General features: G+C 46.2%; 8 protein-coding genes. 1 reads left to right on the top strand and 7 read right to left on the bottom strand.

The window, feature by feature from the left end; all coding sequences use genetic code 11:
• Positions 1 to 89: 89 nt before the first annotated feature.
• Complete coding sequence (locus tag EDM54_RS00690; RefSeq protein ID WP_003389353.1) at positions 90 to 1,136, top strand: helix-turn-helix transcriptional regulator; 1,047 nt, start codon at positions 90 to 92, stop codon at positions 1,134 to 1,136.
• Here the strand turns inward: EDM54_RS00690 and ltaE are convergent.
• From ltaE to EDM54_RS00655, 7 genes are read right to left on the bottom strand one after another with little or no spacing between them, the layout of a single operon-like run.
• Positions 1,084 to 2,130 (bottom strand): low-specificity L-threonine aldolase, encoded by a 1,047-nt coding sequence (gene ltaE / locus EDM54_RS00685; protein WP_003389354.1) that lies wholly within the window; start codon positions 2,128 to 2,130, stop codon positions 1,084 to 1,086. The two genes, EDM54_RS00690 and ltaE, sit on opposite strands and share 53 nt — an antisense overlap.
• Positions 2,111 to 3,367 carry an ATP-grasp domain-containing protein gene (locus tag EDM54_RS00680; protein WP_024984239.1) on the bottom strand — a complete coding sequence of 419 codons (1,257 nt, stop codon included), beginning with the start codon at positions 3,365 to 3,367 and terminating at the stop codon, positions 2,111 to 2,113. The genes ltaE and EDM54_RS00680 overlap by 20 nt, the downstream gene beginning before the upstream one ends.
• A complete protein-coding gene (locus EDM54_RS00675) occupies positions 3,342 to 4,397 on the bottom strand; it encodes a cysteine synthase family protein (protein ID WP_003389356.1) in 1,056 nt (351 codons plus the stop codon). Before EDM54_RS00675 ends, EDM54_RS00680 begins: the two co-directional genes overlap by 26 nt.
• Positions 4,397 to 5,287 (bottom strand): GHMP family kinase ATP-binding protein, encoded by an 891-nt coding sequence (locus EDM54_RS00670; protein ID WP_003389357.1) that lies wholly within the window; start codon positions 5,285 to 5,287, stop codon positions 4,397 to 4,399. Before EDM54_RS00670 ends, EDM54_RS00675 begins: the two co-directional genes overlap by 1 nt.
• Positions 5,284 to 6,789 (bottom strand): argininosuccinate lyase, encoded by a 1,506-nt coding sequence (locus EDM54_RS00665; RefSeq protein WP_003389359.1) that lies wholly within the window; start codon positions 6,787 to 6,789, stop codon positions 5,284 to 5,286. Before EDM54_RS00665 ends, EDM54_RS00670 begins: the two co-directional genes overlap by 4 nt.
• 4 nt (positions 6,790 to 6,793) lie before the next feature.
• Positions 6,794 to 10,741: a non-ribosomal peptide synthetase gene (locus tag EDM54_RS00660; protein ID WP_170208344.1), complete on the bottom strand. Its 3,948-nt coding sequence runs from the start codon at positions 10,739 to 10,741 to the stop codon at positions 6,794 to 6,796.
• 29 nt (positions 10,742 to 10,770) lie between these two features.
• The gene (locus EDM54_RS00655) at positions 10,771 to 18,948 is read right to left on the bottom strand and encodes a non-ribosomal peptide synthetase (RefSeq protein ID WP_122957590.1); all 8,178 of its coding nucleotides are present in this window, start codon (positions 18,946 to 18,948) and stop codon (positions 10,771 to 10,773) included.
• Between the last annotated feature and the right edge of the window lie 6 nt (positions 18,949 to 18,954).

Here is an 18,954-nt window from a genome sequence, read left to right as displayed (position 1 = left end):
TATACTTCAAATATACGGGAGAATTCTGTTAAAATGTATATGCAAACATGCAATATTTGGTAAAAGAGGATATACAAGGGAGACTGGTCATGAAAACGCTTGGGGATAAAATTCAGTATTTTCGAGAGAAACGAGGCTATTCCAGAAAGTATGTCGCCGAAGACATTTGTGACGAGTCCACTCTGTTTCGGATTGAAAAGGGGAGCCATATACCACGTTTGGACATTTTGCAGAGCATATGCCGGAAACTAAAGATTCCCGTGGATTATCTGCTTTCTTATGAAAACGAGACGCTCATTCATTTTGTTGCAAAGATTCATCGGTTGTGCCGGGAAAGTCTATATTTTCATGATTACACCACTCTCCAGTACCTCGTCGAGGAAGCTACCGCTTTTATCAAAAAGAACCAAAACTTTCGAGACAGCAGCTTCCTGAGATTTATCGAATGGCAAAAGGGCATTCTGTATTACCGGATTGACCGCCATCCGCGAAAAGCGGAGCAAACCTTTCGAAAGTTGATTTCCAACAACAAAATCGTCAATGAGCTGGATATCAATATTGCCAACACGCTCGCGCTGTTACTGATCGAAATGGATCAAAAAGCGGAGGCATACCAACTGTTAACAAGCAGCATGCATGTATTGGAGAACCTCCCTTTTGTAGAGGACAAAACCCTTTTCCCCAGATTGGGCTACAACTTGGCCTACATGCACTACCACCAAAACCGATTTGATCTCTGCCTGGAGCTGGGCTATCGATTGCTCAACTACTTATATTCTCATCACTTGCATTATTCGGCAGGAGAAATCTATCATATGCTGGGCATTGTTTATGGCCATACGGGCAACCTTGAACATGCCAGAGAATATCTGGAGCATGCTGTTTCCATCTTCAAATATGAGCTTCGCGAGCGATTGTACGCCCGAGCAGGAAGAAGTCTTGCAGAAATCCATTTCCAGCTTGGAGAAAAAGAAGAAGGCCGCATCATTTTGCAAAAAACCCAGAAAATATGCAAGCGTCTTGCGGATCGAAACCACTTGGATGAAGGGGAACAAAAAATAGAGCATACCGAGAATCAGTATGCTATGACGGGCCTTTCTTCATCATCTCTTCTACTAATTGAACCGCTCTATTAATATCATCACTCGTTATATGCCTGTGAACAACTGCTCTAATCCTCCCATAGCCCATCTCTGAAAAAATCACGCCATGAGACTTGGCCATCTGCAAAAATGAATTCCATGTATAACGAGGATCTGTTACGCGAAAGATGACGATATTTGTTTGCACTTCTTGGGCATTCAATTCGATTCCGTTTATCTTTGCCAATCCATCGGCCAATTGTTTCGCATGCCTGTGGTCCTGATCCAACCTCGTAATCATTGTTTGCAAAGCTACAATACCAGGCGCTGCGGCGATTCCCGCTTGCCTCATTCCTCCGCCCAACATCTTTCTTACTTTTCTCGCTTTGTTTATATGAGACTGAGTTCCCGCTACAATCGAACCAATTGGGGCAGACAATCCTTTTGATAAACAAAATTGAACCGAATCGGCATATTGTGTGATTTCCCTGACATCCACATCAAGGGCAACTGCCGCATTAAAAATGCGGGCACCATCCATGTGGACAGGAACATTGCGTTCTGTTGCAAATTCCTTTACCTCTTGCAAATAAGCGATCGGCAAAACTTTTCCACCACAGCGATTGTGGGTATTTTCCAGACAAATTAAAGCAGGCAAAGCAAACTGAGGGTCCTCTTCATCAACGGGGAACGCTCTTTCAAGATCCTCCAGCAACAAGCGTCCATCCGCTTGAGTCGGTATGGGCTCATAAACAATCCCGCCGCATACGGAAGCGCCGCCTGCTTCATAAATGTAGATGTCTGATTCATTGCCTACCAAAACCTTTGATCCACGAGGGCAATGGGCCATGATCGATGATAGATTCGCCATTGTGCCGCTGGGCATAAAGCAAGCAGCTTCCATCCCCAGCATGCTGGCGGCTAATCGCTCCAATTCATTTACGGTTTGATCCTGTCCGTACACGTCATCTCCCAGCATGGCATGTTGAATGGCATCCATCATTTCCTGCGTCGGCAAGGTAACCGTGTCACTCAGAAAGTTTAGCAACAGACACACGCTCCTTCATCTTTAGTTCGACTTTTTCAATTAGATTCAGCAGCTGATGAAGCTTGCTTGCGTCTGCTTCCACTGCGATTATGTAACCCAAGCGTCCGTATGCATTTACGATTCTATCCACCAGCTTTCCCGGCTCTGCCCTGCATACGACTTCCTTCACACCTGGCATTTGCTGAAGCTGTTCGATACCGGTCACTTCCTCAATTTCGCCTGTTTCTTGCGGGATCAGAAAGCGAATCCCTGCATATTGAATAGGCGGACGGCCAAGCTCGGGGGACAAGCCAACCGCTGCTTTGAGCTGATCCTTCAACACGTCCATACCGGTCGCATGCCGGATCAGTTCCGGAATCATCCCCCCGGCCAATCGTCCATTGCACTCAACCAGGAAAACCTTTTGATTGACGATTTTTATTTCCAGATGACACGGGCCAAAACGCCAATCCAGCTTTTCCAGCAGGGACAGCACACCCGTTTCCACGATTGTTTTGATCTGGTCGGTAGACAAGGATGGGAAAATATGGCCTGTTTCTATGAAGTAAGGCTCTCCCCCAATGCTTTTATCTGTAATTCCGATGATCGAATGTCGGCCTTCATAAGAGAAAACTTCGACACTGTACTCAGGTCCTTCCACGTATTCTTCGATCAAAGCAACCCCAGCCGCCGGTTGCCTACGGACATTCTCTTTCACAGCCAATATGTCCGTCACCCGCTGATACAGCTCTTCGTAGGAGAGACACTTTACCACCTGATTGGAGCCACTGTCATCCACTGGCTTCACGATGCACGGGAATTGTATCTGCTGCTTGATCTCCTCTAGTTTCTGCACGTTGTCGACTGTAAAAAACCAGGGCTGATAAAGCTCGGGAGTGTCCCTCAGCAATGCGCGAACAGCAGCTTTGCTCCTGCACGTTTTCACCGTATCGGGAGAATTGCCACGCCAACCGAATCGCTTAGCCAGAAGCGCAACGGTATAAATATAATATTCGCTTGTCGTCGTAATTCCTGCGATATCCTCCAGGGTAAAACGGAGCTGAATTGTATCAGCCAGCTTTTCCGTATCGTTTGTATCGCAGATGACGATTTCGCAGCTTTGGTCAGACAAGCCCTCATAGCGGCTCGGCTTATTGGTCAACAGCACGGGATCATATCCCAATTCCTTTGTTTTGTCCAAAGCAAGCATGCCTGTGCCAGTCGTATTTGACTCAATAAACAGCAGTTTTCTCTTCATGCCGAAATTTCCCCTTGTTAAAGTGAAAGTAGGTCCAATCGGAGACATCCTTTAATTCTTCCATGCGATTGGGTGAAAGACGCAGGTTGTCCTTATTCAGATGATGGACATTGAAAAAATCATCGTTGTAAATCGAGTGAATATATCGGTCCCCCCTGTCCGGGAAGATGCACGCGATCACTGAATGTTCGGATACCTGGCTGCTGAGCCACCTTGATACGGCGTACACGCTGCCTGAGCTGTTCCCCGCAAAGATTTTTTCCTGTTTGGCGAGCTCACGTGTCCATGTGAAGGCTTCTTCATCGTTTAACCAGTGAACTTCGTCGATTACGGAAAAATCAACATTGGGTGAGCGCAAACTGTTGCCCAGGCCGCTTTGCAATCGCTTCGGATTGTCTGTTTGGTAGAAGATAACGCTGCCTACGGCATCTACAGCTATGACCGTCAAGTCGGGATTTCTTTCCCGCAACGCTTTGGCAGTCCCGCATAAGGAGCCTCCACTTCCAACCGATCCGACAAGATAATCGACGCGTCCCAGCTCTTTAACCAGGTCATCGGCCAGTTGTTGATAGGCCAGCGGATTTTGCGGATTTTCGTACTGTTTTGGCCAATAGGCATTTGGATATTTGTCCAGCAAACCTTGCAAGTAGTTCAGCCTTGCTTTTTGCCAGCCGCCATCCTGCTCCATTTTCTCTACAATATGGACCTGCGCTCCCAATGCTCTGAGTTTTGCCAACGTTAGTTCATCGATGCGCGGGTCGGTGACAATGTGGACTTCATGTCCCAAATAAGTGCCGATCATGGTTATGCCCAAAGCCAGCGTTCCTGACGAGCTTTCCACAATCGGTGCATTTTCTTGCAGCTGCCCGGTTCTCTTGGCATCCATAATCATTTCTTTCGCTACCCTGTCTTTCATGCCGTAGGGATTAAGCAGCTCTAGTTTCGCATAGACAGGGGCTTTGCTGTTCTCGTCCAACCGCAGCCGAATTAACGGCGTTGTTCCAATCAGTTCGATCAGACTCTTGTCCATTACACCAGAACCTTCTTTCTTTCTATAGTGGACATGGAATGGAATATTTCTGTCGGGCAGCCAAGCTGTTTCAACAAAGACAGTCCTTCTTTTACTTTTTCAGAATACGCACTGTCGTTTTCAGAAAGGAGGATCCCGATAAATGTTCCGCTATGAGCCGTTACAATCCCCGTTCCTTCAATTGAACGGCATATTCTTTTCACCTCGGCAAACATCTTTTTCGGATGCAGCTTCTGGTTTAATTCCGCGCTTCTGGTAGCGACCTCGCCAATTGCCTCTGCATCTTGAGCACGTATGGCAGCTGTTATCTTCTCAAGCAGCATGCCATATTCTTGCTTCTCTTCATCAGTGAATGGTTTGGGCTTGCAATTGAAATCGACTGTATTTACTTCTCCTCCCTCATCCAAAGCAATCACAGTCAACGGTGGGCATTCTCCTATCCATTCTCTCAGTTTCACTTCTTTGTGATAATAAGAGACGATGCCCGGGTACATGATGCCGTCGGATGGTTCGATATCGCGAAGGATCTCCTCGATCACCTCGGTAGGAACGTTTATGTCATAACAGGATTCAATTGCTTTCACAGTCGCCATCATATCTGCTGTAGAACTCGCCAATCCCTTTCCTTGTTGAAGCTGGCTTTCCAGATACAATGTGCCTTTGATGGGCAAGTGGTAATAATCAAGAATTCTCTGGCCAAAATACAGAGATTTCCTCTTCCAGGAAGGATGTACACACAGATCTTCGTCCTGAGCGGAATAGACAAACTGGCATGTCGAGTACCTGTCAACAGGAAACGTTACCAAAAAGTCCTGACCGCTTGGCAAAACGCCTTGCAACAACTCACCAAATGTGCCATGAGCTTCCCCTTTGCCTACTTTCAGTCTCATCGGCTATACTCCTTACCTTCAGACATCATCCATCTATCCAATTCTTCCAATCTCCGTTTGACCTCGGTGGAAATCCCATTGAATACCTGCTTGCATTGGGCGGCCTCCTGCATTTGCAAGGCAATCATGTCTTTTACGGCATCCGGATTTGTGGACCCTGTTGATCGCTTCATGGTTAAGGCAGAATGGACCGCAAAGAGCGCTTGCAACTCTTGCTGTGTAATTTGGTTTTCAAAGCCGTACTCATGACAAATCTCTTGCAAGGTCTCAACCGAAACATGCTGAGGGGAGTGTCCGGCTTGGATCGACTGTGTGATAAATCGTCCTGCTATCACCTGCGCTTGGCGATACGGTATCCCGCTTTTTTCAGTGATTCGATTTGCCAGTGAAAAACCTCCGTAGTAATCCTTTGTGCAGCATTGCTGCATCTTTTCTTTCTGAAAAGAAATGTTTTCAAACACCAGCATCAGTAAATCAAACAATACGTGCGTCTCATTGAAAAGGGAGAGGAGATTTTTGCTTGATTCTTTGGAAACTTCGACCAGATTGCTATAGGCCGTATTTCGTTGTCCCAGCAAAAAATCCACATGGTAGGTGATGAGATGGCTCGTTTTTCCTCTCGCTCTTTCCAAGATAGGAAAATTGCGTTTTTGTGGCATCGATGATGAAATGCCAGCGAGTTCATCAGGAAAATCAATAAATTGGTACTCGCTGCTCCCCCAGTTCATCAGGTCAGTCAAGAAGCGGCTCATATTGTTCGCAAAGAAAGTCAGGCAGCTTCCAATGTCCAATAACCAGTCCCGCGAAGCAACCCCGCTCAAGGCGTGACCTATGTATGATGAAAATCCCAAAGCATTTGCCAATTGCAGGTTGTCCACTGGATACTCCTGACCAGACATAGCCCCGGAACCGAGTGGGCAGTACCTGTTCATTGATTCTAATGCGCCCAGCATCCTCTTTTCTGTTTCAAGAAGGTGTTTGCTGACTGCCGTAAGATAAAAGGCAACACTAATAATTTGAGCTGACTGAAAATGTGTGTACCCGGGCATGATTACGGAATCATATGTCTTGGCTTTGTCCAGGATGACATCCCGCAGTATTTCAACTCTTTCAATCAGATGCATCCATTGCTCCCGGGCAAACATCAGTTGGGCACATGCCTGAAAATCGTTACGGCTTCGATCAATATGCCATTTCACCACGGGTTGTTCCAACTGTTTCTCTATCGCTCTTTCCAACGTCAAGGCGATGTCCGTTAGATTTTCTTTCGAGTTTTGCAACAAAGCATCTCGCTCAATCCTGTCTATTGCTTGCAAGAGGGAACGGACCTCATCCTTTGAGAGAATGTTCGCTTTCTCGTAAGACTGCAAGAGAGCCTTTTCTATGTGGATATAATGCTCTGTGTAGTTTTCCAGTTCATATTCAAACTGCGGGTAAAGAACAGCTGCTGTATACGTGTCATGCGGTGCTTTTTTCACGCGCCCGGTCACCTGTGTTTTCATGAGCTTATCCCCGTTTCAAAGTTTCTGAGATTTTCTGTCCGAGATACTCGACTTGAGGAGACGACATGAGATTATTGTGATGCCCCATTATCGGGTAGGTGTACACTTTCCCTGTTGTTCTTCCCCTCCATTTATCAACATCCACCAGCTCATGGAGTTTTCTGGGATCGACTTCCTGACAAGTGAAGGCATGTAAATCTGTTTTAATCGGAGCAGAAAATGTATAGTGATCGCTTGCCATGTTATTTGCTGCCATTACCGTAATAATTCGAAATACGTCTTCCAATTCAGCCGTTTGAGGCAATAGCTTTTTTTGTTTGGCAGCTTCCAAAATAATCTGGCATTTTTCCAATTTCGGTTTGCTGCTAAACTGCTCGATTTCTATGGACAAGCTGTCTGCCCACACGCTTAACGGATCCAAGCGGTGCTTTTTTTTCGCTACTTGATCAAACGGGTAGGCATCCAGCAATCCCAGGAACGACACCTTTTCCCCTTTTGATTCAAAAATTCTCGCCATCTCAACAGCGATTGTTCCTCCAAAAGACCACCCTGCCAACTGATAAGGGCCCTTCGGTTGAATCTTTTGTACCTCATGGACATACAGCTTTGCCATCTCCCGTATATCTTGCAGAGGTTCAACATTTTTTTCATACCCTAGTGATTGAATGCCGTAAATGTTGATATCCCGAGCTATATTTCTTGCAAGAGGAACGTAGCAGATTGCTCCCCCTCCCCCTGGATGAACAAGAAACAGTGGGGGATCACCGGAACGGCCTTCTTTTAATTTGAGAATCAGTCCGCTGCCAGCTTGAGATTGATCACTCTGTATAAACTCGCTTAACGTTTCAATTGTTCGATAAAGAAATAATTGAGAAGGGGACAGCTGAATGTTCATTCTTTTTCTCGTTAGACCCACGATCTCGATGACCTTGATGCTATGCCCACCCAAATCAAAAAAGTCTTCGTTTATTCCAATGTCGTCGATAGCCAGAACTTCCCTCCAAATATCAGCTAATTGTTGCTCAATCTGATTGCGAGGCGGTATTTTCTCGCCACTTGCCAAGTCGCTGACGTCAAATGACAACCGCTTTTTATCCAGCTTTCCATTAATGGAAACCGGCAGTTCCGTGAGCCACCTGATTACATGCGGAACCATATAATAAGGCAGCTTTTTGGCCAAACGTTTTTTCAATTCATTCGCAGAAATCTCCACGCCGGGCTCCTTCACGGCAAAAGCAAAGATCTTTTTATCCCCTTTTACCTCTTCAACAAGAACAGCGGCCTCTTCAATCTCAGGCTGTTGCTGCAATACATGACGAATTTCATCTAGCTCGATACGGAAACCCCGAACCTTAACCTGCGTGTCCTTCCTTGAAATGAAGAGGTAATCTCCTGTATCCAGCTGTTTAACCAAATCTCCCGTGCGATAATATCGACGTGTCACACCTGCCACGTCTAATAGGGGGAAGGCCTCAGCCGTCAACTCTGGATTGTTCTCATACCCCTTGGCAACACTATGCCCGCCAATAAACAACTCCCCGACGACACCTTGTGGGACTGCCTGCAAGTTTTCATCCAACACAACGAGATGATAATTCGGGAAGGGGATGCCGATTGGAGCGGTAGGGTATTGTTGCTCAGGATGACATCTCCAATAGGTTGCGGCCACACACGCTTCTGTTGGTCCATATAAATTGACGAATGCAACCTCCCCTTTCATATTTTCATAAAATTTCCGAACAAGCTGATTAGGCAATGCTTCGCCCCCGGTAAATATATACTTGAGGGTTTTATTTTGCCTGAAGGAAGGAAGATCCAACAGCTTTTCTATCAAGCTATGGAACAAATGTGTTACCGTAATTGCTTCATGCGCTATCACATCTGCTAAATAATCAATGTCAAATTGCTTGTCGGGATGAGTAATTACCAATGTTCCCCCACTTACCAGCGAGCAAAAAATCTCACTCATGGATGGATCGAAGCTGGAGCTGATGTTTTGCAGAAACATCTCGCCTTCCCCGATCTGGAACTCCTGAATAAATCCTTGAACGTGGTTGATTAGGGCCGCATGCGTAACGCTGACACCCTTGGGTTTGCCTGTTGTTCCCGAAGTATAGATGACGTAGGCAACTGCCTCTTCCGGTGGCAGAGAAAGTTCCACTGCATCTTTGGCAGTCTGATTGTTAAAAACCACATCGGGTTCCAGGATTGTTTTCTCTTTCCATTCATTGAATGAAAGATCGTCTGTAATAATTACGGCCGCTTTGGAATCCTCTACCATCATTTCAACCCGTTCAACCGGCAAGGAAGGATCAATCGGCATATACACGCAGCCGCTTTTCAAAACACCCAATATACAAGCAATTTGATCGGGGGAGCGTTTCAACCGGATTCCCACGATGCTACCCGGCTGAATATCGCGTCGAATCAGCTCATGGGCTATTTGGTTCGACTTTTTATACAATTCCTCGTACGTAAACGAATGATCATGTCCCTTTACTGCAATCTTGCTTGCGTGTTTGAGGGCTTGTTTATCTACTAGATGGTGTATGAGATCTGTTCCCATTTCGGCAAGAATGACGTTATTTTCAATAACATGGTTTTTCTCTTCCTCTGTCAAAATGTTCAATTTGCAAATGGGCTTGTCAGGATTTTTCAAGATTTCTCGGATCAACGTAATATAGTGTTGAGCGAAACGCTCCATTGTTTTTCGATTGAACAAATCCGTACTGTATTCGATCTCACCCGACATCGTTTGTTTGCTGCATGACATGTACAGCACGAGATCAAATTTCGAAGTATTTGTGCTGATTTTTTCATATTCCATCGTAAACGGAACTTCTACTTCCTTTTTCTGATAGTCTTGGAGAGTGAACAGCGCTTGAAAAATGGGATGGTAGCTGCTGTCCCGATCAGGTTTTAACTCCTGAACTAATTTTTCAAAGGGAACCTCGCTATTTTCATAGGTCTGCAGAAATGATTTGATCGTGGTTTTCAAGATATTCAAAAAGCTGCTATACGGTCTGATAAACGTCCGCACCGGTAGTGTATTTACAAAAAAACCGATTAAATCTTGAATCATCTGATTAGGTCGATTGGTGATCGGTGTCCCGATCACAATATCTTTTTGTCCCGTATACCGGTAAAGCAACACATTAAACGTGGCAAGAAAGAATGTATAATGGGTAGCTTGATGGGTCCGGCAAAAAGTCGTTATGGGCTCAATTACATCCAATGGCAAGTCAAATTTGACAATGTCTCCTGCGTAAGTTATTTCTTTAGGCCTCGGCCGATCCGTTGGAAGCTCCAGCAAGGAGGGGATATTATCCAAATGCTGTTGCCAAAAATTCAACTTTTTTTGCAGCGTTTCTCCCTCGAACATTTCCTTTTGCCAGTTTGCGTAGTCTGCGTACTGGAGGGGAAGTTCCCCGCATTCAGCTTCTCGGCCTTGTTCAACCATCGTATAGATGGTAACAATTTCCTTCTGCAATACTTCCAAAGACCAAGCATCAAAAATAATGTGGTGAATATTCACTAGCAAATAATATTGGTCAGCGCTTAGCTGGACAAGCTGGAATTTGATTAACGGACCTTTTTCCAAATCAAATGGCTCAAGAGCAAATTCCTTGAGATGCTCCGTCAAAGGCTTCTCTTCTTCCAGCTCCTCTTTTGTCTTCACGTCTAATCGAAAAGAAGGGAAGTGAAGGGAAACCTTTTGTTTCAGTTCCCCTTCGACTTCTAAAAAAGTAGTGCGAAGAACTTCATGTCGTTCTATTATTTTTTGAATCGTTTTCTCTAATACGGCTGGCTGTAGATCTCCTGTTATTTTCAGGAGAATCGGTATATGGTAGGTAGGACTATTTGGAAGCATTTGTTCAAAAAACCAAATTCGGTTTTGACCATAGGAAGACGGAAGCAGATAGACTTCATTTTCTACGGATAGCGAACCCATGTTATCCCTGCCTTCATTCATAATGAAGTTTATAACTTTTGCTTAATCCGTGTGACTTTTCGAATAGATAGATCCTTTTTCTTTCTCTCTGGCATGAGGGCAGCTAAGCCTCTGATCGTGGGATATTCGAAGACATCCATTAAGCTGATCTCATAACCGAGGCTGTCTATGCGTGATATCATTTTTACAATGAGCAGAGAATGCCCCCCGCATTCAAAGAAATTGCTGTTGGGCCCTACGGATGACACAGGCAACAACTTTGTCCAAATTTTTCCCAGCTCCATTTCCAAAGGAGTTTGGAAAACGTCATCTGATTCTGCCTCTTCAAAAACTTCAAGAGCCGCCAGTTTTTTTCGATCGATTTTGCCTATGGAGGTTACAGGCACCTCATCAATCTGGATAAATCGGTTCGGAATCATAACCAGTGGCAATTCATTGCGCAAAACTTTCCGCAGCTGATCCGGATAGAGCTTGTGGCCGTCCTCCATTACGATATAGGCATTCAACTGGATCTCATCTGCTTGTTTTGCATCTAAAATGATGCACTGTTTCGTGTATGGCTGTCTCAGAATAGCTGCGACAATCTCGTTTTTATCAATACGGACGCCCCTTATTTTGATTTGATCGTCTGCTCGACCTATGATTTCCAAGCTTCCATCCGGTCGATAGCGTCCCATGTCACCGCTGCGATACAAGTAAATATCATCTTCTGGATCAAAAAAGTTGGGGATAAACGCCTCTAGTTCCTTATTCAAATATCCTTTCGTCCGATAAGGAGTGCGAACCATTATCTCTCCAGGTTCCCCAATCCCGCATAGCTGTTTTTCCTGATTGACAATCAGCAATTGCGTGTCTGGCATTGGATTGCCTAGCGGCTGGACCTCTTCGGCAAGCTCCTTTGGAACTACATAGAAGCACTTGATCAGAGTCGTCTCTGTCTGGCCATAGAAATTATTCATTTGGGCATCCGTGATTTCACGCCAAGCATGAACGAGACTGGCAAGCAAAGGTTCTCCTGAAAAAAATACATGTCGCAATGACGGCAATGACTTTGTCTTTGCTGATTGCTTGAGCCAATGGCCCGCGAGCGATGGGACCGTATGGAGCATCGTAATCTCTTTTTTCGCCAGCCAATCGAGCATATCTGTTTCTTGCTTCGAAGGAATGAAGAGAGACGCTCCACTTGTCAATGGCAAAAAGACATCTCGCAGGTACGCATCAAATGTAATGTGAATGAGCTGCGCGTTGCGATCCTTAGTCGTGACACCGAATTCTTGCCGCTGCCAGTTCAAGAAGTGAGAGATACTGTTGTGTGTACCCAGGATTCCTTTCGGCTCTCCCGTTGTTCCTGATGTAAAGAAAATATAGGCATCCGGACAAGTATACGCTGGAGGCAGATCAGTGCCCGTCTCTGCTTCTTCTTTTAGCAGGTCACTCACTTCAAATGATTGGACTCCACTTGCTGCCAGTGCGTCTTTGTATGTTTGGCCCAGTGTCTCGCTCGTTACGATCACGCGTGCGTTTGCAATCTGTAGCATGGACTCGAATCTTTTTTCCGGTACTTGCGTGTCCATGTTCATAAAAATGGCATCTGCCAAATGTACGCCCATCATCGAGATAATCATTTCATAGCTTCTATCTCCATATAGAGCTACTACATCTCCGGAATGTACATTTCGGCGGCGCAAACCTTTTGCAATCCGCAGGGAATCTTGGAACAATTCCCGATAGGTATACGATTTTTCGTTATCTTCTACGGCAACCTGATGGGGAGCCTGCTCACTCCAGTACTTCACTTGTTCAATAATACGTGGATAATCGATCTGTTGAAGTCTCGCCGTTGGGTCAGGCAAAATGCGTTTGGCTTGTTCAGTGACCAATGAGTAGGATTGGATGGATTGATCTGCCAGTTTCATCGCCTGCTGCAACAAGTGGATATACTGATTCAGAAACTCAGCCATCCGCTCTTTTTCAAACAATTGATTTTGATAGGCGAGCGTTAGATGGAATCCGTCTGCGGCTTCCTCAATATAGAGCGTCATGAAGAACTTCGATTCAATTTCATCCACTTCGATCTCTTCCACGACCACATTATCGGCTGCGTATGTCTTAGGTTCATCGAAGCTGCGATAGTTAATGGACACATCAAATAACGGATTGCGGTTAAGGTTCCGCTTCGGATTCACTTCTTCCACAATTTTTTCAAAAGGAATATCCTGATTGGCAAACGCCTCCAGCACCGTCTGTTTTGCCTGATCCAACACATCTCTGTATGTCGCATTTGCATCAAGTTCCATCCGCAATGGCAATGTATTCAAATAGAGACCTACGGACTTCTCCAATTCTGAGGTATTCCGATTGACTACGGGAGTGCCGATGATCAAATCGGTTTGCTGGGACAGTCTGGACAGCAGTACGCCGAATACGGATAGCAGCGTCATAAAAGGTGTGACTCTCTGTTCCTGACTGAAAGCTTTTATGTCGCTTGATACTTGCATGGACAAAGATTTTCTCAGCGTTTCATTTCCCGTCTTGCCCTCCCTTTGCCGGCTTCTGCTAATGGGAAGCTGAAGCAAGGGAATCTCTCCGTCAAACTTTTTCTTCCAATAGGAAAGCTGCTCCTGAGATTCCGCCTGATTGATAAAATCGTTGTGTCTTAACAGGTAGTCCACATATTGCACAGGCTTTTCCTCTAAAAATGTCCGTTCACCCGCATACAGCTTCAGAAGCTCTTCTTTCACAACCTTTAGAGACCAGCCATCACTGATAATATGATGGAAGGTAAGCACCAGGACATCCGCCGACTTCCCTTTCACCAGAGTGCCTCTGACCAAGGGTGCCGCAGCAAGATCAAACGGAATGGACATTTCTCGTCGCACGATCTGTTGCAATTCCCGATCTCCCCACTCTTCCACCTGCAAAGAAATTGTGGCGTGGGGCAAGATGCGTTGGATTGGCTCGCCGTTTTTATTGAGAAAAGCGGTGCGCAATGATTCATGCCTGTCAATCAGTTGGTTCAGGCAATCCTGCAATCTCTCTGAATCGACAGATCCATGGAATTTTAAAACGAGCGGCATATTATGTTTTGTGTCTTGGTAGAGCTGGTCTAAAAACCAAATCCGCTTTTGGGCATCCGAAAGAGGGAACGGTTGATTGCGATCAGCCAATTCCATAACCGGGCTGCTCGCATCACTGTTCTTGCGCTTTTCCAAAACGCCAGCCAATGTTTCAATCGTTGGATTTTCGAACAGATCTTTCACGTAAAGCCTTGACTCAAACTTTTTATTTACTTCCGAGATAATCTGAACCGCTAATAAGGAATGTCCGCCTAACTCGAAGAAGTTATCTTGGACTCCTATTTTTTGTACGCCCAATTTCTCAAGCCAAATGGACAAAATAGCTTGTTCCTTGTCGTTCTTGGGGGCAACGTAAGCGCCAACAGCAGCAAGATTTTGCTCGGATGGTTTTGGCAGTTGGTGCCGATCGATTTTCCCATTCGCATTTAACGGGAACGCCTGCAGTTGAACGTAATAGCTGGGAACCATATAATCAGGCAGCACCTTTTTCAGCTCATGCTTTAATACGCCGGGTTGTATGTCGCCTTCTGCGGACGTATAGTAGGCAGCCAAATATTGAATGTCAGACTCGGTTTTATGGACGATGACGACAGCTTCGGAAACCCCCGCGATAGCCCTCAGCGTGGTTTCGATCTCACCGAGTTCGACACGCATTCCTCTTAGCTTGATTTGATTGTCCTGGCGGCCGAGGAACATAATGTTTCCATCTGGTTTCAAGTACCCTCTATCACCGGTTCGGTACATGAACTCCCCCGGATAAAACGGATCGGGAATAAAGGACTGAGCCGTTCTTTCCGGATTGTTGATATACCCTCTGGCCAGGCCGATGCCGGCAATGTATAAATCACCAGGGACGCCAGGCGGAACCGGTTCTAAAAACTTGTCCAGTACATAAATGCGGTTATTGTCGATCGGACGTCCGACGGAAACAATTTCAGAGCTGTTCTCCACATCCGGCTCGCAATCAAAACATGTGGAATCAATCGAGACCTCCGTAGCTCCCCATGTGTTGAACAGCTTGCCTGGCATCTTTTCATAGAACGAGCGGACCACGTCGGCATGCAATGCTTCCCCGCTGGATACGACAATGCGCAGGTTCGTCAACTGCTGTCTTTGAACCGGTGTGATTTGCTCCAGCACCATTTTCAGCATGCTCGGAACAAACTGAAGCAAGGAAACGTTGTGCTTGATTGCATATTCGATAATACTGACCGGGTCCCGGTGCGCTCCTTTGGGCAGAAACGCGATCTTCGCTCCGACTGTCAACGGCCAGAAAATCTCGACGGCGGAATCATCAAACGTCAGGATTGTTTTCTGCAATGCGACTTCGTGTGCCTGTAGACGATGCTTGTTCTGCATCCAGTTCATCCGGTTAACCCAGCCTTTATGCGTGTTGCTGACGCCTTTGGGTTTTCCCGTTGAGCCTGACGTGTAATAGATCGAAACGAGATGGTCAGGGGTGACTTGAACATCCGGTTTCGTGACTGGATATCCTTCCAAAAGGCTCTCCTGTATCAGATAGGAAAGCAGCTCGATATCTTTTGTTTCCTGCAGCCTTGTCCCTGGCTGCGTTATGCAAATCGAAGCCCCCGCATCCTGCAAAATGGCGTAAGCCCGTTCCCAAGGGACTTCCGTATCAATTGGCAGAAAAGCACCGCCCGCTTTCAGGATTCCCATCATGGACACGACCAGTTCCAAAGACCGTTCCATGCATAAGCCTACCGGCGTGTCGGGAGCTACGCCCTTTTCACGGAGCAAGTGAGCCAGTTGATTCGCCTTCTCATCAAGCTCCCTGTAGGTCAGGCACTCCCCTTCATACTCGGCGGCGATGTTGTCCGGCGTTTTCATCGCCTGGGCTTCAAACCATTCATGCAAGGCAACATCCGGAAATTCGCATGCTGTCTCATTTAACGTGTGAATCATGAACGCCTTTTCTCTCTCGCTCAGCACGGGAAGCTGTTCAACAGCAGTAAATGGCTGTGCCAATACTCGCTCACATAGCTGCAGGAAATGCGAACTAAATCGTTTGATCGTCTCTTCCTCAAACAGGTCTGTCCGATATTCCCATTTTCCGATATATTCTTCGCCACTCCGTTCCATGAACAGCGTCAGATCAAACTTGGCGGTGTCGTTATGGAGCGAAATCGGTTCGCTGACCGCCAGTTGATTTCCCTGCGCCGGGTCAAACGCGAAATCCTGGAAGGTGAACATATATTGAAACAGAGGCTGCTGGTTGACTGAACGATGCGGTTGAAGCTCCTCCACCACTTTGTCAAAAGGAACGTCTCCATGGGAGAACGCTTTTACCGCCGTATCGCTTACTTGCTGGACAAGTTCAACAAAGCTGGTGCCTTCGCGAATTTCATTTCGAATCACCAATGTGTTTACAAAAAATCCGAGCAACCCTTCCAGTTTGGCGTGATTTCGCCCTGCAGCCGTTGTCCCAATCGCAATGTCCTTTTCCTGTGACAAGCGATAAATCAACAATTTAAAGAGCGAAAGCATCGCCATGAAAAGGGTCGTATTGTTCTGTTTGCAAAACGCTTTCAGTTGCTCTAACACCTGGTTCGGAATCTGGAACGTGCTGACGGCCCCATTATGACCATCCGGATGCGTCTTCTTCTGATTCGCCATCAACTTGATAGAAGGAGCCTCGGTGCCCAGTTGTGTTTTCCAAAAGTCCATCTGCTCCCGGTAAACCGGGGAATCAATAAAAGCATTCTGCCAGGTCACGTAGTCACTATATTGGACCTGCCCTTCCATAGCTTCCTGTACTTCACAGTCTGTGCCGCCTACTATTTCGTTGTATTTCTTGAGAAGGTCTGATTGGAAAACATAGTTCGACCAGCCATCCCAGACGATATGATGAACATTGTAATAAAAGAGATGCTGGTTATCAGACAGCTTATACAGCTTAAACCGATACAGCGGGTCGGATGTCAGTTCGAATGGAATCTTCGCGTCTTCTTCCATCGCTTGCAGCGCTGTTTGTTTCGCTAACTCATACGGCTGATCAGATAAAGAGATCCGTTCCAAATTGCTTTTCTTCGAATCATCAATCACTTGGAAAGGACGACCGTCCTCTTCGATAAAGTTGACCCTTAATACTTCATGCCGCGCAAGCAAATGCTCCAGACTGGCAAGAAAAGCATCGTACTGCAAGGGTCCTGTTATTTCGAAATAGGTAGGCAAGTTGTACAAGGAGCTGGTTCCCTGCCATTCATTAATAAACCAGAGCCGCTTTTGCGCAAACGACAACTCTCTTTTCTTCTCGTCGTTCTTCGCCGGCAGCAAAGTCTGCTCTTCCGAGATAAAAGATTGTGAATCGATAAATGCACTCAATTGACGAATGGTAGGATGCTGAAAAACATCTTTCAACGTAAGATGGATTGGCAGCCGCTGCTTTAAGCGAGTCACAAAACGGGCAGCAAAAAGCGAGTTGCCCCCCACATGGAGAAACGGTGTATCAATACCTACATCGTCTAAAAACAGAAGCTCTTTCCAAAATGAAGCCACTATTTTTTCGGTCTCCGTTTGTGGTTGACGCTCTGCAGGAACAATCCTGTTTTTCTGGGGAGCAGGCAGACTTTTTCGATCAACCTTTCCATTGGACGATAAGGGGAACCCATCCAAGCGGACAAAAAATGAAGGAATCATATAATCAGGCAGCTGCTCCTCCATTTGTTTACGAACGCTATTTTCTTCCCATTTCTCGTCGTCCAGGACGGTCACATAAGCAACAAGGAAGGTGTGGTCGCCTTCGCGAACGGCAGTAACGACACACTGCTTGATATTGGGCAAGCGCTCCATGGCTGCTTCAATTTCACCCAGTTCAATCCGGTATCCGCGTATTTTTACTTGGAAATCGATCCTGCCGATATATTCGATGGCACCGTCTTCGCGGTATCTGCACAAATCGCCCGTTTTGTACAGACGCTCGCCTTCGTGGAAGGGATCAGCAATAAATTTTTCCTCGGTCAGCTCCGGTTTGTTATGGTAGCCTCTTGCAAGTCCGATTCCGCCAATATGCAGTTCGCCTGCGACCCCTGGCTCCGTTATCAGGTTTTCCCCATCGATAATATGCAAGCGAATATTGCTGATCGGAAACCCGATGGGCACTGCCTTTTCACGTTTATCGCCTGTGCACTTCCAGTAGGTGACATCGATAGCCGCTTCTGTGGGACCGTATAAGTTGTACAGCTCAACCTTGTCAAATTTTGAGAAAAAGGCGAGCTCCATCGACTTCGTCAGTGCTTCCCCGCTGCAAATAATCCGCTTGAGAGACGGGAGCGGCGTTTCTGTTTGATACGTATCGAGAAAAATTTGCAGCATGGACGGTACGAAGTGCATGGTCGTAATGTTCATCGCTTGAACGGTTTGGATCAGATATTCGGGATCTTTATGCGCTTCTGGTCTGGCCATGACAAGGGTTGCCCCGGCAAGCAACGGCCAAAAAAATTCCCAGACTGACACATCGAAGCTGAACGGCGTTTTTTGCAGGATGCGATCAGAACTGTTTAATTGAAACTCTTTTTGCATCCACTGCAGACGGTTGTTTAAAGCCCGGTGTGTATTCATGACCCCTTTGGGATTTCCAGTGGAGCCCGACGTATAAATCATGTAGATGAGGTTGTCGCCTGTCATTGGTATGTCAAGATTACGGGAGGGCTGCTTGCTCCATTCCTCCCCTTTGTCGACAACAACAAGCTTTGCATCTCCCAATTGCTGATCCGCAAAGATCATTTCTCTGCTCTGCGTCGTAACAATGATGGGGGCCTTCGCATCCGTCAACATATATTCCAAACGTTTTTTCGGATAGTTCGGGTCAATGGGAACGTAGGCGCCTCCGGCCTTTAGCACTCCCAGCAATACAATGACCATCTCCAGAGAGCGGTCCATGCAAACAGCGACAGGCTCTTCAATTTGCAGCCCGCATTGTACCAGGTAATGAGCAAACTGATTGGCTTTTTCATTCAACTGCTGATAACTGAGCTCACTTGCTTCATAAATGACTGCTGTCTGATTGGGTGTCATCGCCGCCTGCTGTTCGATCAAATGATGAATGCATGCGTCCATGTTGGAAAACTGCTCTAGCTTCATGCGATTTTCTTGTATATGAATCACGCTCATAGCTCT

This window comes from Brevibacillus borstelensis (assembly GCF_003710865.1).
Taxonomy (GTDB): Bacteria; Bacillota; Bacilli; order Brevibacillales; family Brevibacillaceae; genus Brevibacillus; species Brevibacillus borstelensis.
This window is presented reverse-complemented; position numbering and strand designations above follow the sequence as displayed.